General features: G+C 67.3%; 26 protein-coding genes. 19 read left to right on the forward strand and 7 right to left on the reverse strand.

The window, feature by feature from the left end:
* The first annotated feature begins 196 nt into the window (after positions 1-196).
* The 3 genes from GVN21_RS13115 to GVN21_RS13125 all read left to right on the forward strand — a co-directional run bounded on the left by GVN21_RS13115 (position 197) and on the right by GVN21_RS13125 (position 2,661).
* Complete coding sequence (locus GVN21_RS13115; RefSeq protein ID WP_166575203.1) at positions 197-535, forward strand: P-II family nitrogen regulator; 339 nt, start codon at positions 197-199, stop codon at positions 533-535.
* Between the two features lie 41 nt (positions 536-576).
* Positions 577-1,989, forward strand: coding sequence for a type I glutamate--ammonia ligase (glnA, locus tag GVN21_RS13120; RefSeq protein ID WP_166575204.1), 1,413 nt, complete (start codon positions 577-579; stop codon positions 1,987-1,989).
* A 72-nt stretch (positions 1,990-2,061) separates the two neighbouring features.
* Positions 2,062-2,661 (forward strand): YdeI/OmpD-associated family protein, encoded by a 600-nt coding sequence (locus GVN21_RS13125; RefSeq protein WP_166575205.1) that lies wholly within the window; start codon positions 2,062-2,064, stop codon positions 2,659-2,661.
* 1 nt (position 2,662) lies between these two features.
* Here GVN21_RS13125 and GVN21_RS13130 read toward each other — a convergent pair whose 3' ends face one another.
* Complete coding sequence (locus GVN21_RS13130) at positions 2,663-3,004, reverse strand: Kazal-type serine protease inhibitor family protein (protein WP_166575206.1); 342 nt, start codon at positions 3,002-3,004, stop codon at positions 2,663-2,665.
* 149 nt (positions 3,005-3,153) lie between these two features.
* Between GVN21_RS13130 and GVN21_RS13135 the strand changes: the two genes are divergently transcribed.
* The 10 genes from GVN21_RS13135 (at position 3,154) to GVN21_RS13180 (ending at position 15,537) form a co-directional block, all read left to right on the forward strand.
* On the forward strand, positions 3,154-4,074 hold the full coding sequence (locus tag GVN21_RS13135) for a hypothetical protein (RefSeq protein WP_166575207.1): 921 nt from the start codon (positions 3,154-3,156) through the stop codon (positions 4,072-4,074).
* A gap of 77 nt (positions 4,075-4,151) precedes the next feature.
* Positions 4,152-5,606: an amidohydrolase gene (locus tag GVN21_RS13140; RefSeq protein WP_166575208.1), complete on the forward strand. Its 1,455-nt coding sequence runs from the start codon at positions 4,152-4,154 to the stop codon at positions 5,604-5,606.
* Positions 5,603-6,964: an amidohydrolase family protein gene (locus tag GVN21_RS13145; RefSeq protein WP_166575209.1), complete on the forward strand. Its 1,362-nt coding sequence runs from the start codon at positions 5,603-5,605 to the stop codon at positions 6,962-6,964. The genes GVN21_RS13140 and GVN21_RS13145 overlap by 4 nt, the downstream gene beginning before the upstream one ends.
* A gap of 10 nt (positions 6,965-6,974) precedes the next feature.
* Positions 6,975-8,393 carry a CHASE2 domain-containing protein gene (locus GVN21_RS13150; RefSeq protein ID WP_166575210.1) on the forward strand — a complete coding sequence of 473 codons (1,419 nt, stop codon included), beginning with the start codon at positions 6,975-6,977 and terminating at the stop codon, positions 8,391-8,393.
* A complete protein-coding gene (locus tag GVN21_RS13155; RefSeq protein ID WP_166575211.1) occupies positions 8,338-8,775 on the forward strand; it encodes a hypothetical protein in 438 nt (145 codons plus the stop codon). The genes GVN21_RS13150 and GVN21_RS13155 overlap by 56 nt, the downstream gene beginning before the upstream one ends.
* On the forward strand, positions 8,772-10,256 hold the full coding sequence (locus tag GVN21_RS13160; RefSeq protein WP_166575212.1) for a M48 family metallopeptidase: 1,485 nt from the start codon (positions 8,772-8,774) through the stop codon (positions 10,254-10,256). The genes GVN21_RS13155 and GVN21_RS13160 overlap by 4 nt, the downstream gene beginning before the upstream one ends.
* An 80-nt stretch (positions 10,257-10,336) precedes the next feature.
* Positions 10,337-12,394 (forward strand): DNA topoisomerase IV subunit B, encoded by a 2,058-nt coding sequence (gene parE / locus GVN21_RS13165; RefSeq protein ID WP_166575213.1) that lies wholly within the window; start codon positions 10,337-10,339, stop codon positions 12,392-12,394.
* Between the two features lie 218 nt (positions 12,395-12,612).
* Entirely contained in the window at positions 12,613-13,407 is a 795-nt protein-coding gene (gene otsB / locus GVN21_RS13170; RefSeq protein ID WP_166575214.1) for a trehalose-phosphatase, read from the forward strand.
* A complete protein-coding gene (gene otsA, locus GVN21_RS13175; RefSeq protein ID WP_166575215.1) occupies positions 13,404-14,822 on the forward strand; it encodes an alpha,alpha-trehalose-phosphate synthase (UDP-forming) in 1,419 nt (472 codons plus the stop codon). The genes otsB and otsA overlap by 4 nt, the downstream gene beginning before the upstream one ends.
* A gap of 1 nt (position 14,823) precedes the next feature.
* Positions 14,824-15,537, forward strand: a complete 714-nt coding sequence (locus GVN21_RS13180; protein WP_166575216.1) for a sterol desaturase family protein — start codon at positions 14,824-14,826, stop codon at positions 15,535-15,537.
* Here the strand turns inward: GVN21_RS13180 and GVN21_RS13185 are convergent.
* The gene (locus tag GVN21_RS13185; RefSeq protein WP_166575217.1) at positions 15,534-15,887 is read right to left on the reverse strand and encodes a hypothetical protein; all 354 of its coding nucleotides are present in this window, start codon (positions 15,885-15,887) and stop codon (positions 15,534-15,536) included. The two genes, GVN21_RS13180 and GVN21_RS13185, sit on opposite strands and share 4 nt — an antisense overlap.
* Before the next feature lie 203 nt (positions 15,888-16,090).
* Between GVN21_RS13185 and GVN21_RS13190 the strand changes: the two genes are divergently transcribed.
* Positions 16,091-17,767: a DEAD/DEAH box helicase gene (locus tag GVN21_RS13190; protein WP_166575218.1), complete on the forward strand. Its 1,677-nt coding sequence runs from the start codon at positions 16,091-16,093 to the stop codon at positions 17,765-17,767.
* 41 nt (positions 17,768-17,808) lie between these two features.
* Here GVN21_RS13190 and GVN21_RS13195 read toward each other — a convergent pair whose 3' ends face one another.
* Both GVN21_RS13195 and GVN21_RS13200 read right to left on the reverse strand, forming a co-directional pair.
* Positions 17,809-18,144 carry a hypothetical protein gene (locus GVN21_RS13195; RefSeq protein ID WP_166575219.1) on the reverse strand — a complete coding sequence of 112 codons (336 nt, stop codon included), beginning with the start codon at positions 18,142-18,144 and terminating at the stop codon, positions 17,809-17,811.
* 107 nt (positions 18,145-18,251) lie between these two features.
* Positions 18,252-19,682 (reverse strand): coniferyl aldehyde dehydrogenase, encoded by a 1,431-nt coding sequence (locus GVN21_RS13200; RefSeq protein WP_166575220.1) that lies wholly within the window; start codon positions 19,680-19,682, stop codon positions 18,252-18,254.
* A gap of 188 nt (positions 19,683-19,870) precedes the next feature.
* On the opposite strand from GVN21_RS13200, the gene GVN21_RS13205 reads away from it, so the two are divergent.
* The 4 genes from GVN21_RS13205 to GVN21_RS13225 all read left to right on the forward strand — a co-directional run bounded on the left by GVN21_RS13205 (position 19,871) and on the right by GVN21_RS13225 (position 23,680).
* Positions 19,871-20,929, forward strand: a complete 1,059-nt coding sequence (locus GVN21_RS13205; RefSeq protein WP_166575221.1) for a diguanylate cyclase — start codon at positions 19,871-19,873, stop codon at positions 20,927-20,929.
* Positions 20,930-21,039: 110 nt separating this feature from the next.
* Positions 21,040-21,843 (forward strand): enoyl-CoA hydratase/isomerase, encoded by an 804-nt coding sequence (locus GVN21_RS13210; protein WP_166575222.1) that lies wholly within the window; start codon positions 21,040-21,042, stop codon positions 21,841-21,843.
* A gap of 466 nt (positions 21,844-22,309) precedes the next feature.
* Positions 22,310-22,870 (forward strand): TetR/AcrR family transcriptional regulator, encoded by a 561-nt coding sequence (locus GVN21_RS13220; RefSeq protein ID WP_166575223.1) that lies wholly within the window; start codon positions 22,310-22,312, stop codon positions 22,868-22,870.
* A 24-nt stretch (positions 22,871-22,894) separates the two neighbouring features.
* On the forward strand, positions 22,895-23,680 hold the full coding sequence (locus GVN21_RS13225; RefSeq protein ID WP_166575224.1) for a lysophospholipid acyltransferase family protein: 786 nt from the start codon (positions 22,895-22,897) through the stop codon (positions 23,678-23,680).
* On the opposite strand, the gene GVN21_RS13230 is transcribed toward GVN21_RS13225, so the two are convergent.
* Positions 23,677-24,480, reverse strand: a complete 804-nt coding sequence (locus tag GVN21_RS13230; RefSeq protein WP_166575225.1) for a transglutaminase family protein — start codon at positions 24,478-24,480, stop codon at positions 23,677-23,679. The genes GVN21_RS13225 and GVN21_RS13230 overlap by 4 nt on opposite strands.
* Positions 24,481-24,495: 15 nt before the next feature.
* A complete protein-coding gene (locus GVN21_RS13235) occupies positions 24,496-25,410 on the reverse strand; it encodes a transglutaminase family protein (RefSeq protein WP_166575226.1) in 915 nt (304 codons plus the stop codon).
* A 23-nt stretch (positions 25,411-25,433) separates the two neighbouring features.
* On the opposite strand from GVN21_RS13235, the gene GVN21_RS13240 reads away from it, so the two are divergent.
* Entirely contained in the window at positions 25,434-26,207 is a 774-nt protein-coding gene (locus GVN21_RS13240; RefSeq protein ID WP_166575227.1) for an N-formylglutamate amidohydrolase, read from the forward strand.
* 169 nt (positions 26,208-26,376) lie between these two features.
* On the opposite strand, the gene GVN21_RS13245 is transcribed toward GVN21_RS13240, so the two are convergent.
* Positions 26,377-26,760: an iron-sulfur cluster assembly accessory protein gene (locus GVN21_RS13245; RefSeq protein WP_166575228.1), complete on the reverse strand. Its 384-nt coding sequence runs from the start codon at positions 26,758-26,760 to the stop codon at positions 26,377-26,379.
* Position 26,761 lies beyond the last annotated feature (1 nt).

A 26,761-nucleotide genomic window follows, 5' to 3' on the forward strand; every position in this document is an offset into this window, starting at 1 on the left:
GGATAAGGCCATGACGCGGCGGTATCCAAGCGGTTTCAGGCCCTGCTCGAAAGCCGGGCGCCAGGCGCCTTGATTTGCGGCGCCGGGCGGTTTCCACTGGCGCCGCTGCAACCGGTGAGACGAGCGGACTTGTCCCCTCCCCCGCCCCTATGCTCCGTCGCCTCTAACGTTCGGGCCAAAGAGCCCCGGGAATGCCATGAAAAAGATCGAAGCCGTCATCAAGCCGTTCAAGCTGGACGAGGTGAAGGAGGCCCTTCAGGAGATGGGCGTCCAGGGCATGACCGTGCTCGAGGCCAAGGGCTACGGCCGCCAGAAGGGCCACACCGAGCTGTATCGCGGCGCCGAGTACGTCGTGGACTTCCTACCCAAGATCAAGGTTGAGGTGGTGGTCGACGATGGCCAGTTGGCGGGCGCCCTGGAGGCGATTCAGAACGCCGCCCGCACCGGCCGCATAGGCGACGGCAAGATCTTCGTCTCCGAAATCTCCGACGTCATCCGCATCCGCACGGGTGAGAGCGGCGCCTCGGCGATCTAAGAAAACATCATCGAAATCAATAACCTAGGGGATAGGTTCTCATGGCGACCACCGCGAAAGACATTCTGGCCCAGATCAAGGAGAAGGACGTCAAATACGTCGACGTCCGCTTCACCGACATCCGCGGCAAGCTGCAGCACGTCACCTTCGACATCGACCTGGTCGACATGGACTTCCTGGAAGACGGCACCATGTTCGACGGCTCCTCGATCGCCGGCTGGAAAGCCATCAACGAAAGCGACATGAAGCTGCGTCCGGACCTGGACAGCGCCATCATCGACCCCTTCTACCAGCAGACCACGCTTTGCCTGATGTGCGATGTCGTGAACCCCGACACCGGCACCCCCTACAACCGCGACCCGCGCTCAATCGCCAAGGCGGCGCTGGCCTACACCCAGTCGCTGGGCGTCGGCGACACCGTCTATTTCGGTCCGGAAGCCGAGTTCTTCATGTTCGACGACGTGCGCTGGTCGACCGCCCCGAACAACACCTTCTACAGCTATGACTCGACCGAGCTGCCCGGCAACTCGGCCAAAGAGTACGCCGAGGGCAATATGGGGCATCGTCCCGGCCCCAAGGGCGGCTACTTCCCGGTCAACCCGGTGGACAGCGCCCAGGACATTCGTGGCGAGATGCTGGCCGTGATGGGCGAGTTGGGCATGAAGCCGGAAAAGCACCACCACGAGGTGGCCCCGGCGCAGCACGAGCTGGGCCTGAAGTTCGACACCATGGTGACCATGGCCGACCGGCTGCAACTCTATAAGTACGTCATCCACAACGTGGCGGCCGCCTACGGCAAGACCGTCACCTTCATGGCCAAGCCGATGTTCGGCGACAACGGCAGCGGCATGCACGTGCACCAGTCGATCTGGAAGGACGGCAAGCCGATGTTCGCCGGCGACCTGTACGCCGGCCTGAGCCAGGAATGCCTGTGGTACATCGGCGGCATCATCAAGCACGCCAAGGCCATCAACGCCTTCTCCAACTCGACCACCAACAGCTACAAGCGCCTGGTGCCCGGCTACGAAGCCCCGGTGAAACTGGCCTACTCGGCCCGCAACCGCTCGGCCTCGATCCGCATCCCGCACGTCGACAGCCCCAAGGCCAAGCGACTGGAAGCCCGCTTCCCCGACCCGATGGGCAACCCATACCTGACCTTCGTGGCCCTGCTGATGGCCGGCCTCGACGGGATCGAGAACAAGATCGATCCGGGTCCGGCCATGGACAAGAACCTCTACGACCTGCCGCCCCGCGAGCAGAAGAAGGTTCCGGAAGTCTGCGGCAGCCTGCGTGAAGCCCTCGAGAACCTCGACAAGGATCGCGGCTTCCTCAAGAAGGGCGGCGTCATGGATGACGACTTCATCGACGCCTACATCGAGCTGAAGATGGAAGAGGTGATGCGCCTGCAGCTTCACCCGCACCCGGTCGAATTCGACATGTACTACAAGTGCTAGTCGGGATGGGCTGAGCTAGAACGGAAGGGCCGGAGATCGATCTCCGGCCCTTTTCGCATCCAGGGACCCGCCATGGCCGCCATTGTCGTAGACCCAGACCATGTCCGCGAGTTCAAGGACGCCCAGGCCTTCTACGACTGGCTCGCCGAGCACCACGCCTCGCAGCCGGAGGTCTGGATCAAGATCCACAAGGTCGCCTCCGGCCTGCCCTCGATCACGCCGAAAGAGGCGGTCGACGTGGTGCTGTGCTGGGGCTGGATCGACGCGGTGCGCAAGAGCTTCGACGATAGGAGCTTCCTCCAGCGCTATACCCCGCGCGGCAAGAAGAGCATCTGGAGCAAGCTCAACATCGACAACGTCGCCCGCCTCATCAAGGAGGGCACGATGACCGAGCACGGCCTTCGCGAGGTTGAGGCCGCCAAGGCCGACGGCCGCTGGGACCGCGCCTACGGCAGCGGCAGCAAGGGCCTGCCCATCCCCGACGACCTGCAATCGGCCATCGACGCCAGCCCAAAGGCCAAGGCGATGCTGCCCAAACTGACCGAGCAGAATCGCTTCGCCCTCGCCTTCCGCGTCCACAACCTCAAGACTGAAGCCGGCCGGAAGAAGAAGATCGCCGCCTTCGTCGAGATGCTGGAGCGCGGGGAGACGATCTATCCGCAGAAGGGGTAGATCAGCACTCGCCCTGCTTCGCCACGCTCACCCCGGCGGACGCCGCCGTACAGGCGTTGCCATAGGTCTTGCCGTCCGCGCCGCAGACGGGCCGGTATTCACGGGTGCACATTTGCGGCCTCTTGCGGCAGGTTCCCGAGCCGTCGGCGATCTTCAGCATCTCCGGGCTCATCTGGCAGTAGAGGCCATCCTGGCACTGAAAGCCGGCGATGCCGCCGCACATCTGGCCCTCGGCGCGCGGGGCTCTGGGGGTCGGTTCCTGGGCCGGGACAGTGGTCTGGCAGGCGCCGATCGCCAGGCCGGCGAGAAGCACGACGAAAAGGCTCTTGGCGGAACGGATCATCTGTGGGGCTCCCGGTTTGGTTCCGACACTAACGCGCCGGCGGATGAACCGTGCCTGAAGCCGACAAGTCCCAATCGCGTAACGTCGTTCTTTCGGCTATCAAGTGGAATAATCCGCCTGTATCGTCGTGGGACGGGGGAACGCCTTCAATGCTGGACAGCAGGTGGATCGCGAGCGCCCATGACGCCGCCAAGGCGAGCATGGACAGCGCGATCCTGGCCGAAATCGCGGGCCGGCCGGGCTTCCGGGACCTGATCCCGGCGTTCGTCCAGACCTGGAGGGTGGGGACGGGCGAGAGCGCCGACTTGGCCCGCGCGCTGCGCGATGTGGCGCAGTATCTGTCGGGCATCTGGGCGATGCAGCTGCATTTCACCCCTGGCGGCCTGACCCTGTCCCGGCTGGCGGAAACCTTGCGGCGAACCGGTCTATCCAGTCCCGGCCGCGCGCGCTCGATGCTGATCTTCATGCGCTTCATGGGCCACATCGAGCCGAGCCCGGCCTTCGACGGCCGTGAACGCCGCTACCGGCCGACCTCAAAGATGCTGAGGGCCTTCAAGGCGCGTTTGAAGCGGGACGTGGTCGCCCTGTGGCCGGCCCATCCGGCCATACTGGCCATCGGCGCTGAGTTCGACCGCGATGAGGTGTTCGCCGCCTATGTGACGGGCATCGGCGAGATGCTCACCGAGGCCTTCCCCCTTTATGTCCCTGCCGGGCGGCCGACCATGGAAACGGTCACCCAGAAGTTCGGCGGCTCCTCGGTGCTGGGCGAGCTGCTGCTGTCCTGCCCGGAACAGTCGGCGATCCCGCCGGTCGGGCCGCTGCCGGTCACCCTCAGCGGCCTGGCCCGCGACGCCCAGATCTCACGGCCCCAGGCCCGCGCCGTGCTGAAGGCCGCTCAGCAGGCCGGATTTCTGATGACCCTGCCGGACGGACGCTATCAGCTGACCCCCCTGATGGCGGAGCACACCGACCTGCTCCTGGCCGGAACCTTGATCACCCTCGCCTATGCCGCGACGCGGGCGGTGGCCGTCCTCGAGGCGGCGCCCAAGCCGCGAGCGCGGCAGGCCTGACAGGCGGGCGCAGGCGGCCCTTGATCCCGTGACCGTTTTCGTCTGATCTCCCCCTCTTGCTGTTTCGGGACGGGTAAATGACATCCAGATTGAGGGCGCTCCTCGCCGCCGCCGCGCTATCGGCCATGGTCGCCGCCTGCGCCACCACCGGGGGCGCCGCGCCCGCGAAGGGTCCCGAAAAGGCCGAGCACAAGCCGCTGGCGCCCGGAACCGGCGGGGCCGATCCGGCGCCCTACGCTTCGACCTATGCCCCCCTGCCCGGCCGGCCGACAGCCATCGTCGGGGCCACGGTGCTGACCGCCGATGGGCGGCAGATCGACAATGGCGTGGTGCTGTTCGCGGGCGGCAAGATTACCGCCGTCGGCGGGCCCGAGCTGGCGGTCCCCGAGAGCCACCAGGTCATCGACGGCAAGGGCAAGTGGGTGACCCCCGGCATCATCGACGCCCACAGCCACCTGGGCGTCTATCCCTCCCCCGGCGTCTCGGCCCGCTCCGACGGCAACGAGGCCACCGATCCCAACACCGCCCAGGTCTGGTCCGAGCATTCGATCTGGCCGCAGGATCCCGGCTTCAACCGGGCCCGGGCAGGCGGGGTGACCACCCTGATGATCCTGCCAGGCAGCGCCAACCTGTTCGGCGGCCGCTCGGTCACCGTGCGCAACGTGCCGAGCGTGACCATGCAGGGGATGAAGTTCCCCGGCGCCCCCTATGGGGTGAAGATGGCCTGCGGCGAGAATCCCAAGCGGGTCTACGGCGGCCGCAGCCGCAGCCCGGCCACGGCGATGGGCAATGTGGCTGGCTATCGCAAGGCCTGGATCGACGCCGCCGAGTACCGCCGCAAGTGGGACGACTACAACGCCAAGCGCCAGAAGGGCGAGAAGGCCGACGCGCCCAAGCGCGATCTTCAGCTGGAGACCCTGGCCGGCGTCCTGCGCGGCGAGATTCTGGTTCAGAACCACTGCTATCGCGGCGACGAAATGGCGGTGATGATCGATGTGGCCAAGGAGTTCGGCTACAAGATCACCATGTTCCACCACGCCAACGAGGCCTACAAGGTCGGCCCGTTGCTGAAGGCGAATGACATCTGCTTCGCCACCTGGGCCAGCTGGGCCGGGTTCAAGATGGAAAGCTATGACGGCATCGAGGCCAACGCGGCGATCGCCTACAAGGCCGGCGCCTGCACCGTCATCCACTCGGACGACGACACCATCACCCAGCACCTGAACCAGGAAGCGGCCATCGCCATGGCCGCCGGCAACCGCATCGGCTTCAACATCACGCCAGCGGAAGCCATCGCCTGGATCACCTCCAACCCGGCCAAGGCCATGGGCATCGCCGACCAGACCGGCAGCCTGACGGTCGGCAAGCGCGCCGACGTGGTGCTGTGGTCCGGCAATCCATTCAGCGTCTACAGCCAGGCCGAGAAGGTGTTCATCGACGGCGGCCTCGCCTACGACCGGCGCGACCCGCGCTTCCAGCCCAAATCCGACTTCGAACTCGGTCAGCCCGGTGAAGGGGCCTTCCACCCATGAAAACCCTCCTCCTCGCGGCCAGTAGCCTGATTGGGGCGGTGCTGATCGCCGGTCCCGCCGCCGCCCAGACCTACGCCATCACCAACGCCCGCATCGAAACGATCGGCCCGGCCGGGACGATCGACAACGGCACGATTGTCATCAGGGACGGCAAGATCGCCGCCGTCGGGTCCAATGTGCAGGCCCCGGCCGGGGCCACGGTCATCGACGCCAAGGGCGGAGTGGTGACGCCGGGCTTCATCGCCGTGTCCTCCAACCTGACCGTGTCGGAAGTCTCGGCCGTTCAATCGACCCGCGATGATCGCTCGGGCAAGCTGTCGGCCGGGTTCGACATCCAGTACGGCATCAACCCCAACTCGACGATGATCCCCTGGGCCCGGCAGAGCGGCCTGACCCGCGCCGTGGCCACCCCGGTGCTGACCGCCGGCGGCGGCGGCCATCATCACGACGACAGCGGGGCCGAGGAAACCGCCGGCGGCGGCGGCGGAAACGGCGACGGAGATCCCCACCTGTTCGCCGGCCAGGCGGCCGTGGTCAGCCTCGCTTCCAACCAGCCTGACCTGCTGGTCCGGGCCAAGGCCGCCGTGGTGCTCGACATGGGCGAGGCCGGGGCCCAGTCCGCCGGATCGCGCGGCGCGGCCATGGTGCTGGTCCGCTCGGCCCTGGAGGACGCCCGCGCCTACGCCCGCAACAAGGCCGCCTACGACCGGGGCGAGACCCGCGAATTCGGCCTCTCGCGCGTTGATCTTGAGGCCCTCGTGCCCGTGGTCCAGGGCCGAACGCCGCTGCTGGTCCGCGTCAGCCGCGCCTCCGACATCCTGCAGGTCCTCAAGATGGCCAGGGAGGAAGGCGTCAGCGTCATCCTCGAAGGCGCCGAAGAGGGCTGGATGGTTGCCCCGCAGATCGCCGCCGCCAAGGTTCCGGTGATCATCGACGCCCAGCGAAACCTGCCCAGCAGCTTCGAGACCCTCGGCGCCCGCCTCGACAACGCCGCCCGGCTGCAGGCGGCCGGCGTCATCGTGGCCATCATCGGCAGCCGCGACCAGAACAACCTGCGCCAGGCCCGGCTGAACGCCGGAACGGCCGTCTCCTACGGCCTCACCTACCAGCAGGGCCTGGCGTCGCTGACCATCAACCCGGCCCGGATCTGGAAGATGGAGACCCAGGTCGGCAGCCTGGAGGTCGGAAAGGTCGCCGACGTGGTGGTCTGGACGGGCGATCCCCTGGAAACCACCACCTGGCCTACCGACGTCTTCATCGCCGGACAGCGCCAGCCGCAGAACGTCCGCGCGTTCGAGCTGCGCGATCGCTATGCGACCCCGACGCAGGGGTATCCGCAGGCTTACACCAAGCCCTGAGCCCTGAGCGGTGAAGGGGACGTCGCGCCGTCAGTGGCGACTCGATCTGCGGCGACGCCTGCTGGCGCGGTGGTTCTCCCGCCGCGCCGAGGGCGGCCTCCGACTGCCCCCGTCGGTGGTGCGGTTCGAGGCCATCCGCGCGCTGGGAATCTGCGCGCTGAGCTTCTTCATGGGGTTGACCGACCTGTTCGGGGTCGGCGACGCCCTGCGGACCATCTCTCAGGACGGCTTCTACTACGTCACCGCCGACCGCATGCCGCGTCGGACCATGCCGCCGATCACCGTGGTGCTGGCCACCGACGGCGACCTTCGCTTCCTCCAGACCACCTGGCCTCTCGATCACGCCATCCTGGCCGATGTGGTGGATGAGATCAGCGCCCATGAGCCCGCTGCCCTGTTCATGGACACCCTGTTTCTGGATGTCCGCGATCCGGCCTCGACAGCGGCGCTGGAGAATGCCGTTGCCCGCACCGCCGGCCGCGCGCCCCTGGTCATGGCTTCGCCGGACCTTCCGACTTCCGGCTGGCGCGCCCCCGAAAGCCGGGACCTCTATCGCCGGCTGACGGCGTCCGGCGTGGTGGTCGCCAACGCCAACTTCAGCGAACAGCAGGGCGAGACCCTGGTCATGCAGCAGAGCCGAAGGCAGCCCTCGGTCGCCGCCGTGCTGCGTGACCTGTACTGCGCCAAGGGGGCCGACTGCGCGCGTTTTGAGAGTCGACGGGACGCCGCACTGGAATTGGCCTGGCGTGGTCGCCCTGTGACCTGCGACGGGTCCGACGACTGCCGCGCCATTCCCTCCGGCGAACCCTGGCGGTTCGCCAGCATGGCGACCGGCGCGGTGTTCCCGAGCCTGAAGAGCCAGCCCCTCTCCGCTCAGGGCCTGCTGCCCTATCAGACCATCACGCTTGAAACCCTGCTGACCGACCCTGAGGCCGGCGCGGCCCTCAAGGGCCGGACGGTGCTGTTCGGATTCAGCTTCCGGGGGATCACCGACGCGGCCGCTTCCCCCACGTTTGGAACGGTCCCCGGCGTCTACGCCCATGCCGCCCTGTTCGACGGCCTTGTCGTCTGGGGCGACCGAAACTTCGTCAGCGCCTTTCCTTTCGACCTGCCCAAGCCCGCCTATGAGCTGCTGATGATTGCGGCGCTGACGATTGTGATGTTTGCTGTCCGCCTGGGGCTGTTGGCCCGGTCGGGTCCGGCGATGGATCCGGGCTGGTTGGAGTGGTTTTCCTCGCTCGCCGTATTCCTGGCGGGACTTGTGGTCGCACTCATCGAGGCGACGGTTTCGAGGACGACCCCCGAACACTGGCTCATCGCCCCTACGATCGTGTCGGCATCGGGCTTCATCTGGCTGCAGGGGGCGAAACTCTATGTCGACACGCGCCTTTTTGGTCGTCGCGGCGGCAATGACGGTGGTGGCGCCTAGCGCCTCCGGCCCGGCCGTCGCCCAGACCCAACGCATCGAGGGAACCTGCACGATCAAAGGCTTTCGTCCCGAACAGGTCGCCCGTCAGCCGGTATACGCACCCGGCGCCAAGGTCGCCTCCCCGGAGTTAGCCAAGGGCCTGAAGTTCCCCGCCCGCATGATGGGCTTTGACGGCGCCACTCAGCGGTTCCAACTCTGGCTCGATCCCAAGGGCGCCAAGCGCGTCGAGGTCCGTCGCACCCACGTGCTTGCAGAGGGGCCCGGATGCCCCAGCACCGCCGCCGGATCCGAAAAATCGATCCGGTGCTTCCCGGAAATGACCCTCGGCGCCCGCGCTTCCAACCCCGTCTATTGCGAACAGGTCGGGCCGAACCGCAAATGATCCGACGCCTGCTTCTGGGCCTATGCTTGGCCCTGGCCTGCGGCGCCGCGACGGCCCAGGTCCCGGTCAACGCCCAACAGGTCCGCACCCCGGCGGGCCTCACCTATACCGATCCCTGGTATCTCCAGCGTGAGCTCTACCGGACCAGGACCTGGGATACCCGGTGGACCGATCCTGTCCTCAACGGCCTGGTCGATCGCGCCGCCCGGCGGCTGGAGAAGGCCAACGGCCTGCCACGGAACTTCATCGCGGTAGACATCACCACCTGTCCGTACGCCAGCGCCAGAGCCTACGTCGGCGGCTGGGTGAACATCTGCCTCCCCGCCCTTCTGCGCATGGAGAACGAGGACGAGGTCGCCTTCGTCCTGGCGCATGAGATCTACCACGTCCTCAAGGGCCATAACCTGGACATGAAGGAGGGCCCACGAACCGCCCACTCGACCGGCGCCGCCGAGTTGGAGGCCGACCGTGGGGGCATGGCGCTGCTCGTGCGGGCCGGCTACTCGCCCGACGGCGCGATCCTGTTCCTCGACAAGGCTCTGGCCCACACCCCCGGCGCGGCGGAACGGGCCGACCTCAAGCGCCGCGCCGACCGCCTGGGCGCGCTCGTCGCACAGACCTACGCTCAGGCCAGCGACGAACGGGAGTTCACCCCGATGCCGGCCACATTCCAGGACGCAGCCAGCAATGCGACTGCCTACATTGCCGAGGGCGACCGGATCTATGGTCTCTATGTTTCGGGAACCGCGGCGGCTCACGGCAAGGGCGCCCAGGGCGACCAGATGCGACACCAGAACTGCCTGAAGGTGTTCGGCGAACTGTCGGCCCTGGCCGACCGGCGAGGCTTCCAGGAATGGCTGATCAACATCGCCGCGGTCGCCAACACCCAGTGCATCTACTACCTGAAGACTGACGTGAACTACGCCGCCTTCGTGCGCAAACATGTTCGCCTGCAGACGGTTTCCTACCAGACGCTGGGCCTGCTTCTGCTGTCCGTAAACATCAGTTACGGCACGGACCTGGAGAGCCGCATCCTGGTCGAGCTCGAGCGCCGCCTGTTCGCCCCGCTGCCGGACGAGCCCTCGCCGATCCGTGAGCCCGACCGGTGGATGCGCAACACCACTCAGGCGCGGCTGGGGACCACCTGCAAGATCCTCGGCTTGTACGACTTTCAGGCAGCGACCGACCGGGTGCTGAACAATCCGGCCTCTCGCCGCCGACTGGCTGCCCGGGTCGGGCATGCTCCGACGCTGAAGATTTTCCTGGATGGCTGCCAGGAGGCTCTCGATCACGGCCGCGAGCAGCGCCTCAAGGCTTACAGGGACGTCTTCCAGACGCGTTACACCCGTTCCGGCAACACCCGCGAACAGGCCCACAACATCGCTGAAAAGCTGTCCCGTCTCTATTCGATCAACCTGTTCATCGCCGATGCCAACGCGATCGTCGGCCTCACCAACCCCTATGCCCGACGCCCTGACTGAGGCTCGGCGATGCGGCGGTTGAACTGCGACCCCGAGGGGCGCATTAGATCCTCCCCGAATCGCCTAGACTCCCCCGCGTAATGTCCAAACCCGCTCCCGCTCCCTCGCTGTTCGACGACGCCCTGAACCCGCCGGCCGCCCCGCCGCTGGCGCAGCCGCATGAGCCGGTTCCCGCCGACCAGCCGAAGCCGACGGCTGCCAAACCGACCAGTGACTACAACGCCAGCTCGATCGAGGTGCTCGAGGGCCTGGAGCCGGTGCGCAAGCGGCCCGGCATGTATATCGGCGGCACCGATGAGCGGGCGCTGCACCATCTGTTCGCCGAGGTGCTGGACAACAGCATGGACGAGGCCGTGGCCGGCCACGCCAAGTCCATCGAGGTCCACCTCGACGCCGAGGGCTTCCTGACCGTCACCGACAACGGCCGCGGCATCCCCATCGACCCGCACCCGAAATATCCGGGCAAGTCGGCGCTGGAAGTGATCATGACCGTCCTGCACTCGGGCGGGAAGTTCAGCGGCAAGGCCTATGAGACCTCCGGCGGCCTGCACGGCGTCGGCGTCTCGGTGGTCAACGCCCTGTCGGAGCGGGTCGAAGTCACCGTCTGGAAAGACGGTTTCGAGCATCGCCAAGTGTTCTCGCGCGGCAAGCCGCTGGGCAAGCTCGAGCAGTTGGCCCCCAGCCGAAAGAAGGGCACGGCGATCAAGTTCCTGCCCGACCCGGTGATCTTCGGCGAGGGCGCGTCGTTCAAGCCGGCGCGGCTCTACCGCATGGCCCGGTCAAAGGCCTATCTGTTCCGTGGCGTGGCCATCAAATGGTCCTGCGACCCCAGCCGCATCCAGGACAAGACCCCACCTGAGGCCGTTTTCCACTTCCCCAACGGCCTGGCCGACTTCCTCGCCGAGCGCACGCAGGGCATTGCCACCGTCACCCCCGAGGCCTTTAGCGGCCGCATCGAGCGGACGGGCGAGGCCGGGGCCGTCGAATGGGCGCTGACCTGGACGCCGCAAGGGTTCGGCGAAGCCGACGGCTTCATGCAGTCCTACTGCAACACCGTGCCGACCCCCGAGGGCGGCACCCACGAGAGCGGCCTGCGCGCCGCCGTGACCCGGGGGCTGAAGGCCTATGGCGAGCTGGCCGGCGAGAAGCGGGCCGGGATCATCACCGCCGATGACGTGATCGCCAACGCCGGCGCCCTGATCAGCGTCTTCATCAAGAACCCCGAGTTCCAGGGCCAGACCAAGGAGCGGCTCAGCTCCACCGACGCCCAGCGCCTGGTCGAGACCGCCCTGCGCGATCCCTTCGACCACTGGCTGACCGCCAGCCCCAAGGCCGCCCGCGCCCTGCTCGACTTCGTCATCGAGCGGGCCGAGGAACGGCTGAAGCGGCGCAAGGACCGCGACGTGGCCCGCGCCAGCGCCACTCGCAAGCTGCGCCTGCCCGGCAAGCTGGCCGACTGTTCCGGCGAGGCGGCGGAGGGCTCGGAAATCTTCCTGGTCGAGGGCGACAGCGCCGGCGGCAGCGCCAAGCAGGCCCGAAACCGCAAGACCCAGGCCATCCTGCCCCTGCGCGGCAAGATCCTCAACGTCGCCTCGGCGACCGGTGAGAAGCTGGGCCAGAACAAGGAACTCTCGGACCTGATGCTGGCCCTGGGCGTGCAGCCCGGCAGCCGCTTCAAGGAAGAGGACCTGCGCTACGACCGCGTGATCATCATGACCGACGCCGACGTGGACGGCGCCCACATCGCATCCCTGCTGATCACCTTCTTCTATCGCACCATGCCCCAGATGGTCCGCGCGGGGCGTCTCTACCTGGCCCTGCCGCCCCTCTACCGGCTGACCCACGGCGGCAAGTCGGTCTATGCCCGTGACGACGCCCACAAGGACGAGCTCATGGCCACCGACTTCAAGGGCAAGAAGCCGGAGATCGGCCGCTTCAAGGGCCTGGGCGAGATGATGGCCGCCCAGCTCAAGGAAACCACCATGGACCCGGCGACCCGCACCCTGGCGCGAGTCGTCCTGCCGCGCGCCGAGGAGCCGGTGGAAGAGCTGGTCGAGGCGCTGATGGGGCGGAAACCGGAAGCGCGGTTCAAATTTATCCAGGAAAACGCTGAGTTCGCCGGTGAACTCGACGTGTAAGGTTTGAATACTTCCGCGCCGGTATAGAGGAAATCCGGTCAGGTTCTGGGCGGCGCAGATCAACAGACGTCGCCATTGTCGACTCCTCGACCTTAGGCCTCACGGCAGGATCACGAAGCCTTTATGCGGGGAGCCAAGCGCCGCTCCCCGCGTTACGTGCCTGTTCTGGAAAGCGCCCGGCGTGAATTTGGGCGCGGAGCAGGGGCAAAGGTAAGACGATGAACTATGCACACGCTCGCCCGGAGGGTCCCTCCGAGGCGCCGCCGAGCTTGGACCTGATCACCACCGCACTCTTCCTCGACCTGGACGGCACGCTGGCGCCGATTGAAGACAGCCCCGAACTTGTCACCGCCGATCCGCTTCGAACCGAAATCCTCGAGGCCCTGCACAGCCTGCTCGACGGCCGGATGGCCGTGCTCAGCGGCCGGCAGATCCACGAGGTCGACCGCATTCTGGAGGGCGCCGTCGCCCATGTCGGCGGCCAGCATGGGCTGGAGCGCCGCCTGGCCGGCGGAACCCTCCAGTCCACCCCGCCCCACCCCGGCCTGGAAGACGCCGCCCAGGCCATGGAGAGCCTGGCGCGCGCTCAGTTCGGCCTGCTGGTCGAGCGCAAGAGCGCCGCTGTCGCCCTGCACTATCGCGCCAAGCCCGAATGTGGCCCGGCGGTGATCGACCTGGCCCACCGCCTGGCCCAGACCCATCGGCTGGAGGTCCAGGAGGGCCGGATGGTGGCCGAGCTGCGCACGCCCGGCCCGAACAAGGGCGACGCCCTGGAGGTATTCATGGCCGCGCCCCCCTTCGCCGGCGCCCGGCCTGTGATGATCGGCGACGACCTGACCGACGAAAGCGCGTTCGCCGCCGCCATCGGCCTGGGCGGTGACGCCATCCTGGTCGGGCCACCCCGCCCTTCGCACGCCCGCTGGCGGCTGCCTAACCCCGCGGCCTTGCTGTCCTGGCTGGCGGAAGCCACGCGCGGGTCACGGCCCCTGCCCCTGGTGGAGCCGGCCGCATGAGCCGATTGATCGTCGTTTCCAATCGCGTGGGGCTGAGCCGGGACGTCGGCGGCGGCGCCGTGGGCGGCCTCTCCGCCGCCCTCACCGCCGCCCTGCGCCAGAGCCAGGGCGTCTGGTTCGGCTGGAGCGGCGAGACCGTCGAGAAGTTCAACGGTCAACTGGCCCTGGATCGCGTCGGCGACGTGACCGTCGCTCGCATCGATCTCGAGCCTCGGGATATCGAAGAGTATTACAACGGCTATTCCAACAACACGCTTTGGCCGCTGTTCCACAACCGCATCGACCTGACCCACTACGACCGCGCCTCGGCCGACGGCTATGCCCGCGTCAACCAACGCTTCGCCGAAGCCCTGCGCTCGGTGGTCGGACCCAACGACGTCATCTGGGTGCACGACTACCACATGATCCCGCTGGCTCGGGAACTGCGCAAGCTGGGCTTCCGCAACCGGATCGGCTTCTTCCTCCACATCCCCTGGCCGGCGCGCCAGCTGCTCACGACCCTGCCCGGCCATCAGGCCCTGACCGACGCCCTGTTCGACTACGACCTTGTCGGCTTCCATACGGACGAATGGCTGTCGGCCTTCACCGGCTACCTGCGCAACGAGCGAGGCATCGAGGTCGACGCCGAGGGCTCGGTAGAATCCGCCGGCCGGCGCACCCGGCTTGGAGTCTTCCCGATCGGGGTCCACGCCGCCGACTTCGCCCCTGAAAACGCGTCCGAGGCATCCATCCAGGCCCAGAAGCGGATGGAGGAGAGTCTCTCGGGCCGCCAGATGATCATCGGTGTCGACCGCCTCGACTATTCCAAGGGCCTGGAAGAGCGGTTCATCGCCTATGAACAGTTCCTGCACGACCATCCCGACCAGCGGGAGAAGGTCTTCATGCTGCAGATCGCCACCCCCAGCCGGGATGCGGTCGAGGCCTACCAGGACCTGCGCGGTCGTCTGGACGCCGTGGCCGGCCGGATTAACGGCGCCTTCGCCACCCTGGACTGGGTGCCGCTGCGCTACGTCAACAGCGGCTTCCGCCAGGATGAGCTTGCCGGCGTCTATCGCTCGGCCCGCGTCGCCCTGATCACGCCCCTGCGCGACGGCATGAACCTGGTGGCCAAGGAATACGTCGCCGCCCAGGATCCGGCCGATCCCGGCGTGCTGATCCTGTCCCGCTTCGCCGGCGCCGCCGCCCAGATGAAAGAAGCGCTGATCGTTAATCCCTATGATCGTGAGGAGATGGCCCAGGCCATTCACCGTGCACTGACCATGGACCCGGCCGAACGCATCCTGCGCTGGCGGGCCCTGAAGGACGGGCTGGAGCGCGAGAGCCTGGACGGATGGTGGCAGAGCTACCTCGAAACCCTCGGCGCCACGCCCCGGCCAGCACCGAAGATCGTGCGGGTGGCCGGAACCGCCCCGTGACGTGACGGCCTTTCTGATCAGCTTTGCAGCCCTGACGGCGATCATCGCGGTGCGCTACCTGCTGACATCCGCCCTGATCCACGGCCTGGTCCTGCGCCGCCCCGATGCGCCTGAAACGACGCCCGGCGCCATTCGCCAGGAATTGGCCCTGTCCCTGGCGTCGTCGGCCATCTACGCCCTACCCGCCGCGCTCGTCGTCGAGGCCTGGAAGGCGGGACACACCCTGATCTACACCGACGCCTCAGCCCTGCCCTGGATCTGGCTGCCTCTCTCTGGACTGATCTTTCTCCTGATCCAGGACGCCCACTACTATTGGGTTCACCGGCTGATGCATCACCGGCGGTTGTTTCGCTGGCTCCACGCAGGCCATCATCGCTCGCGCCGCCCGACTGCCTTCGCGTCCTTTGCTTTCGACCTGACCGAGGCGGCCCTGGTCGCCTGGGTGCTGCCCCTGCTGACCTTCCTGATCCCGATCCATGTCGGCGTGCTGCTGTTCCTGCTGATCGCCATGACTGCCACCGCCACGCTCAATCACTGTGGCGTCGAGATCCTCCCCCGCCGCTTCGTGCGAGGCCCCATCGGCGGCTGGCTGATCACCGCCACCCATCACGGCATGCATCACGAGCGGATGCAGACCAACTTCGGCCTGCATTTCCGCTTGTGGGATCGGCTGATGGGAACGGACGTGATGCCCCAGGAACCGAAGGCCGGTTAGCCTCGGCCCGCGACCAGCCGATTGCGCAGCGGCTCGCCCTTTGGGCTCTTGCTGGTCCAGGTCGCGCCGACCCGTCCGTTGGGCACTGTCGAGCAGAAGGTCAGCGGAATTCCCGTCGGCCGGGTCTGGCGCAGGCAAACCTTGCCGCCCTTCAAAGTCCACTTCCCGGCCGTCCGCTTGCCGTTGGTCCGCTGGCCCTCGTAAGTCCCGTTCCGATTCAGCCAGAGCTTGGTCGATCGACCGCTGGGATAGGTCGAGACGATAGTGTTGCCGAACGCCGCCTCGACGGGCGAACGCGTCGCGGGGGCCGCCTGCGCCGGGGCGAGCGGCAGGGTGAATAGGGCGATCATTGTCGCCGGCAGGAGAGACTTCATCATCGCTGAGTAACGCGCGATTTCAGCTTTGGTTGACCTTGTCGAATCCTGCGCAAAGCCAGGTTCCGATTGACTTTGCGCGATCAGAGCCTATGTAGAGCCCCATTCGGGACAGGTCTGGCGAATCCGCGCCGCCCGCTCGCCCAAGCACGGGCGGTTCCGAATTCAGCAAAGTGACTATGACCGAATTTTCGAATCTGGGGCTGTCGCCCCTCACCCTCCAGGCGGTGTCTGACACCGGCTACACGATCGCCACCCCCATTCAGGAACAGGCCATCCCCGTCGCCCTCGCGGGCCGCGATGTCCTCGGGATCGCCCAGACGGGCACCGGCAAGACGGCCGCCTTCACCCTGCCGATGATCGACAAGCTGGCGGCGGGCCGAACCAAGGCCCGCATGCCGCGCGGCCTGGTCATCTGCCCGACCCGCGAACTGGCTGACCAGGTCGCCCAGAGCTTCGAGAAGTACGCCAAGGGTCAGAAGCTCAGCTGGGCCCTGCTGATCGGTGGCGTCTCGTTCGGCGACCAGGAGATGAAGCTGGATCGGGGCGTCGACGTGCTGATCGCCACACCCGGCCGCCTGCTCGACCATTTCGAGCGCGGCAAGCTGCTGATGACCGGCGTCCAGACCCTGGTGGTCGACGAGGCCGACCGGATGCTCGACATGGGCTTCATCCCGGACATCGAGCGCATCTTCAAGATGACGCCGCCGAAGAAGCAGACCCTGTTCTTCAGCGCCACCATGCCGCCGGAAATCACCCGGCTGACCAAGCAGTTCCTCAAGGATCCGACCCGCATCGAGGTCGCCCGCCCTGCCACCACGGCCGAGACCATCACCCAATACATGGTTCCGGTGCCGGTCACCTCGCCGGGCGCCAAGCGCCTCGCGCTCCGTGAACTGATCAACCGGGGCGAGGTGGTCAACGGCATCGTGTTCTGTAACCGCAAGAGCGAGGTCGATATCGTCGCCAAGTCGCTGACGGTCCACGGCTTCGACGCCGCGCCCATCCACGGCGACCTGGACCAGGGCACGCGAATGAAGACCCTGGAGCGGTTCCGCAATGGCGAGCTGAAGCTGCTGGTCGCCTCCGACGTCGCCGCGCGCGGGCTGGATATCCCGGCGGTCGGCCACGTGTTCAACTACGACGTCCCGCACCACGCCGACGACTACGTCCACCGCATCGGCCGCACCGGCCGCGCCGGACGCACGGGCGAGGCCTTCATGATCGTCACCCCGGCTGACGACAAGAACCTCGACAAGGTGCTGAAGCTGATCGGCAAGACCCCGGAAAAGATCGTCCTTGATCTCGACTGGCAGAGCGCCAAGGACAAGGACCAGCGCCGCAAGGAGATGGACCGCGAACGCGGCGGACCGCGCGGCGGCCGGCCCGAGCGCAAGCGCGACTTCAGCCGCGGCCGTCCCGAGTCCGAGACCAGCGTGGTCGGCATGGACGCCATCACCGCTCCCACGCCCCGTCCGCAGGGCGAAGAGGCTCCGGCCCGCGCGCCGCGTCCGGATCGCCCGCCGCGCGAAGAGCGCGCGCCCCGCGTGGAACAGGCTTCCGGTGAAGATCGTCCTCCGCGCGAGGAACGCCCCCGCCGTGAGCGCGGCGGCCGTGGCCGCGACCGAACCGAAGCGCCCCGCGCGGAGCCACAGGCGGCCGAGGCTCGTCCCGAGCCCCGGCAGGACGCGCGCCCGGAGCGCGCTGAGCGCCCCGAACGCCGCCCCGAACCGGTCCGAGGCGTCCGCGCCCAGCCCGCCCGCGAGGACGACGACCGGCGCGTCGTCGGCTTCGGGAACGACCTGCCCGGCTTCCTCAGCCGCCCGGTTCCGAAGTTCGCTTCAAGCGAAGACTAGAAGAAACCCCTTCTCAAGCCTGCCAGGCGAAGGATCGGGTTCTAGTACCCCAGCGCCTTGTCGCAGGCTTTCGCCTCCGTCACCAAGGCGTCACGGCCCTTGCCCTCCAGCTTGTCGGCTTCGGCCGACTGGATAGCGGCGGCGTTGGTCCCGGCCGGCAGGTCGCGGCGCGAGGCCAAGGCCACGGCCGTGCGTTGGCGGTTCTGGTCGAAACTCTTGACGAGCGCCTTGTCGCCGCCGCCCTGCTCGACCGCCGCGGCGGCCGCTTCATAGACGGCGAGGCACCGCGCCTGGGCGCGGAAATCGACAGGCTGCGCCTGGGCCGGAAGGGCCAGCAGGGTCGCCAGGAACAGGCCGCCCGGAATGAGGGCGCGCATGGGACATCTCCGTTTCGACTCGCGAGGGATCGCGACACCTACAAATGTAGGAACCCATCGCGGCGGCGAAAGGGCGGGTTCATGACCGCGCCGAAATGCCGCCTACCCTACCTGGAGATTTGCCCCCCCAGCATCTTGCGGATCGCCGCCCCATACGGCGGCCGCATAGCCACCAGGGGACCGATGTCCTTCTTGATCTGGGTGTAGATCGCCTTGCGGTGGCTGAACTCCTTGAACCCGTCCTGCCCGTGATAGCTGCCCATGCCCGACGGGCCCACGCCCCCGAACGGCAACTCTTCCTGAGCCACATGCATGATCACGTCGTTGACGGTGACCCCGCCGCTGGTGGTCGTGGTCAGCACCTTGGCCTTCTCCGCCTCGTCGGTCCCGAACCAGTAGAGGCCGAGCGGGCGTTCGTTGGCGTTGATGTAGCCGGTCGCCTCCTCGAGGGTCTTGTAGGTCTTCACCGGCAGCACCGGCCCGAAGATCTCCTCCTGCATCACCTTCATGTCGTCGGTGGGGTTGAGGATCAGGGTCGGGGCGATCTTGCGATGCTCCTGCTGGGTCAGGTCCTCGCCGTCCGGCTTGATCTCGACGATCTCCGCGCCCTTGGCCTTGGCGTCCTCGATGTAGCCCATGATCCTGTCGTAGTGCCGCTGGGCGACCACGGCGGTGTAGTCGGGGTTGTCCTTGATGGTCGGGAACATCCGGGTGACCGCCGCCTTGGCCTGGGTCACGAACTCGCCGACGCTCTCCTCGGGGGTCAGCACATAGTCGGGGGCCAGGCAGATCTGGCCGGCGTTCAGGGTCTTGCCGTTCATCACCCGCGCCGCCGTGGTCGCCATGTCGGCGCTGCGCGAGATGATCACCGGGCTCTTGCCGCCCAGCTCCAGGGTCAGCGGCACCAGATTGGCCGCGGCCGCCCGCATCACATGCCGGGCGATGGACGTTGCGCCGGTGAAGATCATGTGGTCGAAGGCCAGCTCGCTGAACGCCTGGCCGACCTCCGGCCCGCCGACGATCACCGCGATCTCTTCTTCCGAGAAGACGCTGCCGAACATGGTCTTCATCAGGTCTGACGTCGCCGGTGTGAACTCCGACGGCTTGATCATCGCCCGGTTGCCGGCCGCCAGCACCCCCGCCAGCGGGGCGAAGGTCAGGTTGACCGGGAAGTTCCACGGGCTGATCACGCCCACCACCCCTTTCGGCTGGTAGACCACCTCGGCCTTGGCCCCGAACAGGCCCAGGATCGCCGGCGTCGTCTTGCGCTTCTCCGGTTTCATCCATTTGCGCAGGTTGTCGCGGGCGTGCTTCAGCGGCCCGATGGAGCCGGCGATGTCGGTCAGCTGGGTCGCCTCGCGGGAGCGGTTGCCGAAGTCGGCGTTCAGCGCGTCCTCGATGGCCTTGGCGTTGTCGACCAACAGGCCGATGCAACGGTCGATCCGCTCGATCCGCTGTTCGGCGGTCGGCGCCCCGTCGCGCAGATGCGCGGCCTTCTGGCGGTCGAGGATGCCCTGCATGGCGGCGGCGTCGGTCATGGTTGCCCTCCCAGGCGGCCGGTGTCTCCGGCTCAGGTTATCGTCGATCAGAATGGCTGCGGAACGTCGCAGCCGCAAGCGAACGCGGGTTCGGGTTTTAACCTGCCGTTTGGCGTTGGTCGGTTAGGCTTCCCGGATAGACAGCTTCGCCTCTGTCGAAAGCAGAGGCGACCTGGGGGAAGGCAAGTATGTCCGGCGATATCGAACAAACCCTGCGAGGGCCGCAGGCCTATAAGATCACCCGCAAGGCCATCGATCTGATGGAGCGCCATAACATCTGGCCGACTCCGCTGAACTACGAGCTGTGGTCCCACTTTGTCGCCGACCCGGATGGCCCACTGGCCAAGGAACTGACGCGGCTGATCTCGACCGGCGAGCCGATGACCGAGACGGTCAGCGAGGAACTGGCCGCCGCCTACCTGGCCAAGGCCCGCCTCAACGAACAGATCCGCGACGCCGGGGACCAGCTGACCAAGGAACTGGCCGCCGTCGCCAAGGCCATCCAGACCGCCCAGAAGTCCACCGCCGCCTATGGCCAGACCCTGAACAGCGCCAGCGAAGGACTGGGTGCGGCGACCGACGCCGCCGCCATCAAGAAGATGGTCGAGACCCTGACCACCGCCACCGAGCGGGTCCAGAAGCAGAACCATTCGCTGGAGCAGCGGCTGTCGGACTCGACCACCGAGGTCGCCCGCCTGCGCGAGCACCTGGAGCAGGTCCGCCGCGACGCCACCACCGATGGCCTGACCAACCTGGCCAACCGCAAGGCCTTCGACGACGAACTGGCCCGCGCCTGCGCCGACGCCGACGAACAGGGCGGCGCCCTGACTCTGGCGGTGCTCGACATCGACCACTTCAAGAGCTTCAACGACACCTGGGGCCACCAGACCGGCGACCAGGTGATCCGCTTCGTCGCCAGCGTGATCGGCCGCATCGGCGCCACCCCCCGCTTCGCCGCCCGCTACGGCGGCGAGGAGTTCGCGATGATCTTCCCGGGCGAAGACGCCGCCCTGGTCGAGACCTGCCTGGAAGAAATCCGCGACGAGGTCGCCTCGCGCATGCTCAAGCGCCGCTCGACCAACGAGGACCTGGGCACGGTCACCATTTCGGCGGGCCTGGCCCAGCGCAAGCCTGGCGAGACCGGGACCTGCACCATGGAACGCGCCGACGCGGCCCTCTACATCTCCAAGCGCGCCGGCCGGAACCGGGTGACGAACGGCGAGAAGGTGACCTCGGTCGCGGCGTAGGGCTCGATTCCCCACCCAACCCAACCCAACCCGCCACCCAAAAAAACCGCTGGCGTTCCCCCGCGTTATTCGCGCTTACCCTCCCTCAAAGCATCAGAGGGAGGTCCAACGTGGACTACAGCAAGATCAAGGTCGAACTGGTCGACGGCGTCGCCGTGGTGATCATGAACGACCCCGGCTCGATGAACGCCGCCGGCCTGGAACTGGCCGGGGAACTGGCGCACGCCTTCCGCAGCATCGCCGGCGGCCAGATCAAGGCTCGCGCCGTGGTGCTGACCGGCGAAGGCCGCGGCTTCTGCTCGGGCGCCAACCTGTCGGGCGGCGGCGCCGCTGGCCGTGAACTGGACGTCGACGGCAAGCCGGACGCCGGCAACGCCCTGGACAGCGTCTACAACCCGCTGGTCACCCTGATCAAAAACTGCCCGGTCCCGGTGGTCACCGCCGTCAACGGCGCGGCGGCCGGCATTGGCTGCTCCTTCGGCCTGCTGGGCGACTACATCCTGGTCGGCGAGAGCGGCTACTTCCTGCAGGCCTTCCGGCGCATCGGCCTGGTGCCGGACGGCGGCTCGACCTACCTGCTGCCGCGCATGATCGGCCGCGCCCGAGCCATGGAAATGGCCCTGATGGGCGACAAGATCGGCGCCGCCAAGGCGCTGGAATGGGGCCTGTGCAACCGCGTGGTCGCCGACGCCGAGCTGCGCGACGCCGCCATCGAGGTGGCCAAACAGTTGGCCAACGGCCCGGCGTCGCTCGGACTGATCCGCCAGCTGATCTGGGACAGCCAGGACAACACCTGGGGCGAACAGCTTCAGGCCGAACGCCGCGCCCAGAAGGTGGCCGGCAAGACCGACGACTTCATCGAAGGCGTCAGCGCCTTCCTCCAGAAGCGTCCTGCGGCCTTCAAGGGCGCCTAACGCCCCTACCGTCAACCATCCCAAGGCCCGGGTCCGATATCGGCCCGGGCCTTTTTTCCTTTCTTGGGCGCCTTGCCTCGCAGCACCGCCTCTATCGCCAGCCGCGCCCAGCGCGAGGCCTCGACCGGGTCGTCCTGCGCCGCTTCGGGCAGGCTGAAGTAGGGGCAGGCTCGCCATCCGATCCCGTTTGCGCTGGTGATAGGTGAACGGTTCCGACCCCGCCGCCACGAAGTCCTCCCGCGTCACGTCGTCCACCTTGAGGTACACCGTCTCCCCGAACACCAAGGCGAACATCAGCCCGTCAAGCCAGACGCCCTGCCCGCCGAACATCCGCTTTACGGTCACCGCGCCCAGCGGCGCGAACAGGTCCTGGAGAAAGTCGTCCACGAAATTTCCGATGTGAGCGATTGTTCACTTGCGCGCCCCGCCTGTTTGTGAGCAAATGCTCACATCGCCGGAGGGAACCATGTCCGCCAAGCCTCGCATCGAACGCGCCGCCCTGGAAGTCTTTGTCCGCGAGGGGGTCGACGCCGCCACCACCCGCGCCATCGCCAGCGAGGCCGGCGTCTCCGAGGGGGCACTCTATCGCCACTACCGCAGCAAGGATGAACTGGCCGCCAGCCTGTTCATGACCGTCCACCGCCGCCTCTCCTCCCTGATCGAGGACAGCGCCGCCGAGGCGACCGGCATCCGCGACAAGGCCGCCGCCATCGTCCGCGCCTATTGCCAGGTGGCGGATGAGGACTGGCTGACCTTCGCCTTCCACCTGACCCAGCTTCATCGCTTCATCCCCCTCTACCAGGAGGATGGCCGCGACCCGGTGACTGTCACCGAGAACGTCATCAAGCAGGCGATGATCAACGCCGAGCTGCCCCCGGCCGACCCGCGCCTGCTGGCCGCCATGGCCATCGGGGTGATCACCCAGACCGCCCAGAACAAGGCCTACGGCCGCCTGGGCGAGGACAGCCTCTCGGCTCACGCCCCGCTGATGACCGCGGCCGTCCAGGCCGTGTTGTTCGCCCGCTAACCCATTTCAGGGATATTCGACGCCATGCGCTCGATCCTCTTCGCCGCCTACTACTGGACCGCCACGGTGTTCTACGCCCTAAGCGCGTTGCTGCTGTCGATCCTGCCCGGCCGCCGGCCGATGGCGGGGGCGATCAAGCTCTACACCCACCGGATGATGTGGGGCATGCGGGCCATCGCCGGCATCGACATCGAGGTAAAGGGCAAGGAGCGCCTGCCCAAGGGCGCCTTCATCATCGCGGCCAAGCACCACAGCTGGGGCGACGGCTTCGTGCTTTATTCCAGCGTCCCGAACCTGACCTTCGTCACCGGCGACCACCTGGAAAAGATGCCGCTGATCGGCGGCATCCTGAGGAAGCTGGGCGCCATCGTGGTCGACAACTGCGGCGGACCCGAAGCCCGCAAGGCCCTGGCCACCAGCGCCGCTGAGGCCCACCGCGAAGGCCGCCGCATCCTGATCTTCCCGGAAGGCAACCTGGCCAAGCCGGGCGAGCACTTCCGCTACCGCTCGGGCGTCTACTTCATGGCCCGCGACTTCGGTCTTCCGGTGGTGCCGGTGGCCACCAACCTCGGCCTGTTCTGGCAGCAGCAGGACTTCCAGAAGACCCCCGGCAAGGCGACCGTCGAATTCCTCGACCCCATCGAGGTCGGGGACGACAAGAACGCCTTCCTCACCCGGCTGCGCGACGTGGTCGAGACCCGCAGCCAGGAACTGATCGCCGAGGCCACCGGCAATCCGGTCGAACCCTCGGTGCTGGTCCCGACGCCGGATGAACTGCGGAAGATGCAGTCCGAGGCGGTGGCGGCTTAAGCCAGCTCTTCGGCGATCACCTTGAACCCCACCAGATCGGCCCGGCCGAAGGTGGTAGTGATCGCCACGTCGGTCGCGTCACGGCCCCAGGCCATCAGGATGCGGCCGATGCGGGGCTTGTTGTGGCGGGCGTCGAAGGTGTGCCAGTCGCCGCCCAGGTAGACCTGGAACCAGGCGCTGAAGTCCATCTCGCCCACCACAGGAACGCCGATGTCGCCGAGGTAGCCGGTGCAGTAGCGCGCCGGGATGTTCATGCACCGGCACAGGGTCACCGCCAGGTGCGCGAAGTCGCGGCAGACCCCCTGCCCTTCCTCATGGGCCTCGAAGGCGGTCTTGGTCGAGCGGGCATGGTGGTAGCCGAACTCGATGCGGTTGTGGGCGTAGGCGACGATGGCCTGAACCCGGCCCCAGCCGGGCGGAATGTCCCCGAACTCCCGCCAGGCGAGGTCGCGTAGCAGCTCCAGCTCGCAGTAGCGGGACGGCAGCAGGAATTGGATCGCCTCGTCCGGAAGGTCTTCAACGGGATGCTGGACGGCGTCCGGCGTCGCCCGGTCAGGCTCTCCGGTATCGCGGATGATGAAGTCGTTGTGCAGCACGAACCGCCCGGCCGGGGCCAGGACGCGGGTGCACAGATTGCCGAAGCTGTCGCGGTAGCTGTGGATCGGAACCTGCGGCGTGGTCTGCAACAAGTCCGGTGTTTCCAGATCGTCGAACCGCTCCGATCGAACGTTCAACATCAGCAGCATGGGCGTCGGCGCCGGCAGCTCGTAGGTAATCTCGTAGCCCGCCCTGATGCGCATTTTTACCCTGAATAGTTAGCCAGCCCTCGCAACTCGCAGGAACGGCAAGGGTTGCACCTCAGCCTCCGACTCGACCGAAATATCCACAGCGACGTCCATGCCGAGGGCATCTTCCGGCTCGCCATCGTAGCTGCCGTACAGCGGCAGGGCCATGCGCGGGTCGGAGACCACGGCGACACGGATCAGGTCGGTGTTGCCGACGATCCCGTTCGTGGGGTCGAAGTCCACCCAGCCGCAGCCGGGCACGAACACCCGCGTCCAGGCGTGGGTATGGCCGCCGCCGGTGCGGCCGGCCTTGGCCGAGCCGGAATAGACGTAACCGGAGACGAACCGCGCGGCGAGGCCGAGGCTGCGGGCGGCCTCCATCATCAGAACCGCGAAGTCGCGGCAGCTGCCGGTGCGCAGGGCAAGCGTCTCGGCCGGGGTCTGCGGGGCGCCGTGAAGGCGCAGGGCATAGGCGAAGTCGGCCCGGATGGCGTGGGTCATGTCGCTGAGCAACGAGGAAACGCGAGTGGCTCCATGCCCGTGCAGGAAGCTCTTGGCGAACGCCTCGACCTGGCCCTCGTCCGCATGCCGCCGGCGCAGCGAGGCGGCCAGTTCCGGCTGCTCCTCGGGATCATAGAAGGGCTGGCCGACCAGGGCGCTGGCGTCCTCAAGGTCGAGGGGATCGGCGACGATGTGGTTCAGGCGGACCTTGCTCTCGAAAGTCAGGGTGTCGGACAAGCCCTCGAACCGCGCCACCCCGACACAGGCGCCGGCGGCGTCCTGGATATGACGCAGCAGGCTGGGCTCGGGGGAGATGGTCAGATCGGAGGAGACGATCTGCTGGTCGAACGCCTGCAGGGGCCGAAGCATCATGCGATGCTCGCCGAAAGCGACAGGCTTTCCATACCGGTAGGTGGTCCGGTGACATATGGAGACCAACTTCATCCTGTCATCAAACCGTCGATTCCATGAACGAGGCCATAACCGTGTTGTCAGCCGGCGATCAGCCGCCCGTCATTGTGCGAAATCCAGGCGCCCGATCGCCCTATCTGCTGGTGGGGGATCACGCCGGAGTGGCGGTTCCACGGGCTTTGGGCGACCTTGGCCTGCCGCCCGAGGCCTTCCTGCGACATATCGCCGTGGACATCGGGATTTCGGGCCTGGGGCCGTTATTGGCCGACCAACTGAGGGCCTGCTTCATCAGCCAGCACTATTCGCGGTTGGTCATCGACTGCAATCGGGACCCTGCGCGACCTGACGGGATGGCCGAAATCAGCGACGGCACGACCATTCCCGGCAACCTCGGCCTCACGCCGCCTGACCGCCAGGCGCGGGAGGAAGAGATCTTTCAGCCCTACCATGATGCCATCGCCGCCGAGTTGGACTGGCGAGCCGCGGAGGGCCTGCCGACCGTGCTGATCGCGCTCCACAGCTTCACCCCGGTGATGAGCGAGGTCGCCCGGCCCTGGCGCTACGGCGTCCTCCACCTGCACAACTCGCCCTTCTCGGACGCAGCCTTGGCGGCGCTTCGTGAGATGTTCGGGGAGGATCTGGTCGGCGACAACGAGCCCTACATGATGGACGGCACGGACTTCACCGTGCCGCACCACGCCGGGTCGCGGGGGCTCGATTATTTCGAGCTGGAGGTGCGGCAGGATCTGCTTGAGACGGCGGAAGGTCAGGCAGAGGTGGCGGCGGCGATCGGGCCGGTGCTGGAGCGGTTGGCGCCCAGCACCTCCTAACGCTCCCCCCCTCCGTCATCCTCGGGCTTGTCCCGAGGACCCATCCGTCCGCATCGACGAACGGTGGGTTGGAGGCGCGGCCGCACCTCCACCGCAGGGGTGCGCGGCAGCTTAGAGCAATGGGTCCTCGGGACGAGCCCGAGGATGACGGAAGTGAGGGGTGGAGGGGCTACTCCGCCGACGCCGGCACGATGGTCACGCTCTCGCCGCAGCCGCAGGCGTCCGTCTCGTTCGGATTGCGGAACACGAACTTCGCGGCCAGCCGGGTGGTTTCGTAGTCGATCTCGGTGCCGATCAGGAACAGCACCGCCTTGGGGTCGATCAGGATGCGCACCCCCTTGTCCTCGACCACCTCGTCGAGCGGGCTGGCCGCCTCGGCGTACTCCAGCTGGTACTCCTGCCCCGCGCAGCCGCCGTTCTTCACCCCGACGCGCAAACCCGCGTACGGCTTTTCAGCCCGATCCATGATCTCCTTCACCCGCGCCGCGGCGGCGTCGCTCAGGGTGACGACCTTGGGGCGGGGGCGGCGGGCGCGGGGGGCGAGGGTTTCCATG

Origin of the sequence: Caulobacter sp. SLTY, from assembly GCF_009905535.1 — a bacterium.
In the GTDB taxonomy this organism is placed as follows: domain Bacteria; phylum Pseudomonadota; class Alphaproteobacteria; order Caulobacterales; family Caulobacteraceae; genus Caulobacter.

Coding starts and splice junctions, on each gene's coding strand:
- GVN21_RS13115 (WP_166575203.1), top strand. CDS start 197: ATGAAAAAGATCGAAGCCGTCATCAAGCCGTTCAAGCTGGACGAGGTG.
- glnA (WP_166575204.1), top strand. CDS start 577: ATGGCGACCACCGCGAAAGACATTCTGGCCCAGATCAAGGAGAAGGAC.
- GVN21_RS13125 (WP_166575205.1), top strand. CDS start 2,062: ATGGCCGCCATTGTCGTAGACCCAGACCATGTCCGCGAGTTCAAGGAC.
- GVN21_RS13130 (WP_166575206.1), bottom strand. CDS start 3,004: ATGATCCGTTCCGCCAAGAGCCTTTTCGTCGTGCTTCTCGCCGGCCTG.
- GVN21_RS13135 (WP_166575207.1), top strand. CDS start 3,154: ATGCTGGACAGCAGGTGGATCGCGAGCGCCCATGACGCCGCCAAGGCG.
- GVN21_RS13140 (WP_166575208.1), top strand. CDS start 4,152: ATGACATCCAGATTGAGGGCGCTCCTCGCCGCCGCCGCGCTATCGGCC.
- GVN21_RS13145 (WP_166575209.1), top strand. CDS start 5,603: ATGAAAACCCTCCTCCTCGCGGCCAGTAGCCTGATTGGGGCGGTGCTG.
- GVN21_RS13155 (WP_166575211.1), top strand. CDS start 8,338: ATGTCGACACGCGCCTTTTTGGTCGTCGCGGCGGCAATGACGGTGGTG.
- GVN21_RS13160 (WP_166575212.1), top strand. CDS start 8,772: ATGATCCGACGCCTGCTTCTGGGCCTATGCTTGGCCCTGGCCTGCGGC.
- parE (WP_166575213.1), top strand. CDS start 10,337: ATGTCCAAACCCGCTCCCGCTCCCTCGCTGTTCGACGACGCCCTGAAC.
- otsB (WP_166575214.1), top strand. CDS start 12,613: ATGAACTATGCACACGCTCGCCCGGAGGGTCCCTCCGAGGCGCCGCCG.
- otsA (WP_166575215.1), top strand. CDS start 13,404: ATGAGCCGATTGATCGTCGTTTCCAATCGCGTGGGGCTGAGCCGGGAC.
- GVN21_RS13185 (WP_166575217.1), bottom strand. CDS start 15,887: ATGATCGCCCTATTCACCCTGCCGCTCGCCCCGGCGCAGGCGGCCCCC.
- GVN21_RS13190 (WP_166575218.1), top strand. CDS start 16,091: ATGACCGAATTTTCGAATCTGGGGCTGTCGCCCCTCACCCTCCAGGCG.
- GVN21_RS13195 (WP_166575219.1), bottom strand. CDS start 18,144: ATGCGCGCCCTCATTCCGGGCGGCCTGTTCCTGGCGACCCTGCTGGCC.
- GVN21_RS13200 (WP_166575220.1), bottom strand. CDS start 19,682: ATGACCGACGCCGCCGCCATGCAGGGCATCCTCGACCGCCAGAAGGCC.
- GVN21_RS13205 (WP_166575221.1), top strand. CDS start 19,871: ATGTCCGGCGATATCGAACAAACCCTGCGAGGGCCGCAGGCCTATAAG.
- GVN21_RS13220 (WP_166575223.1), top strand. CDS start 22,310: ATGTCCGCCAAGCCTCGCATCGAACGCGCCGCCCTGGAAGTCTTTGTC.
- GVN21_RS13225 (WP_166575224.1), top strand. CDS start 22,895: ATGCGCTCGATCCTCTTCGCCGCCTACTACTGGACCGCCACGGTGTTC.
- GVN21_RS13230 (WP_166575225.1), bottom strand. CDS start 24,480: ATGCGCATCAGGGCGGGCTACGAGATTACCTACGAGCTGCCGGCGCCG.
- GVN21_RS13235 (WP_166575226.1), bottom strand. CDS start 25,410: ATGAAGTTGGTCTCCATATGTCACCGGACCACCTACCGGTATGGAAAG.
- GVN21_RS13240 (WP_166575227.1), top strand. CDS start 25,434: ATGAACGAGGCCATAACCGTGTTGTCAGCCGGCGATCAGCCGCCCGTC.
- GVN21_RS13245 (WP_166575228.1), bottom strand. CDS start 26,760: ATGGAAACCCTCGCCCCCCGCGCCCGCCGCCCCCGCCCCAAGGTCGTC.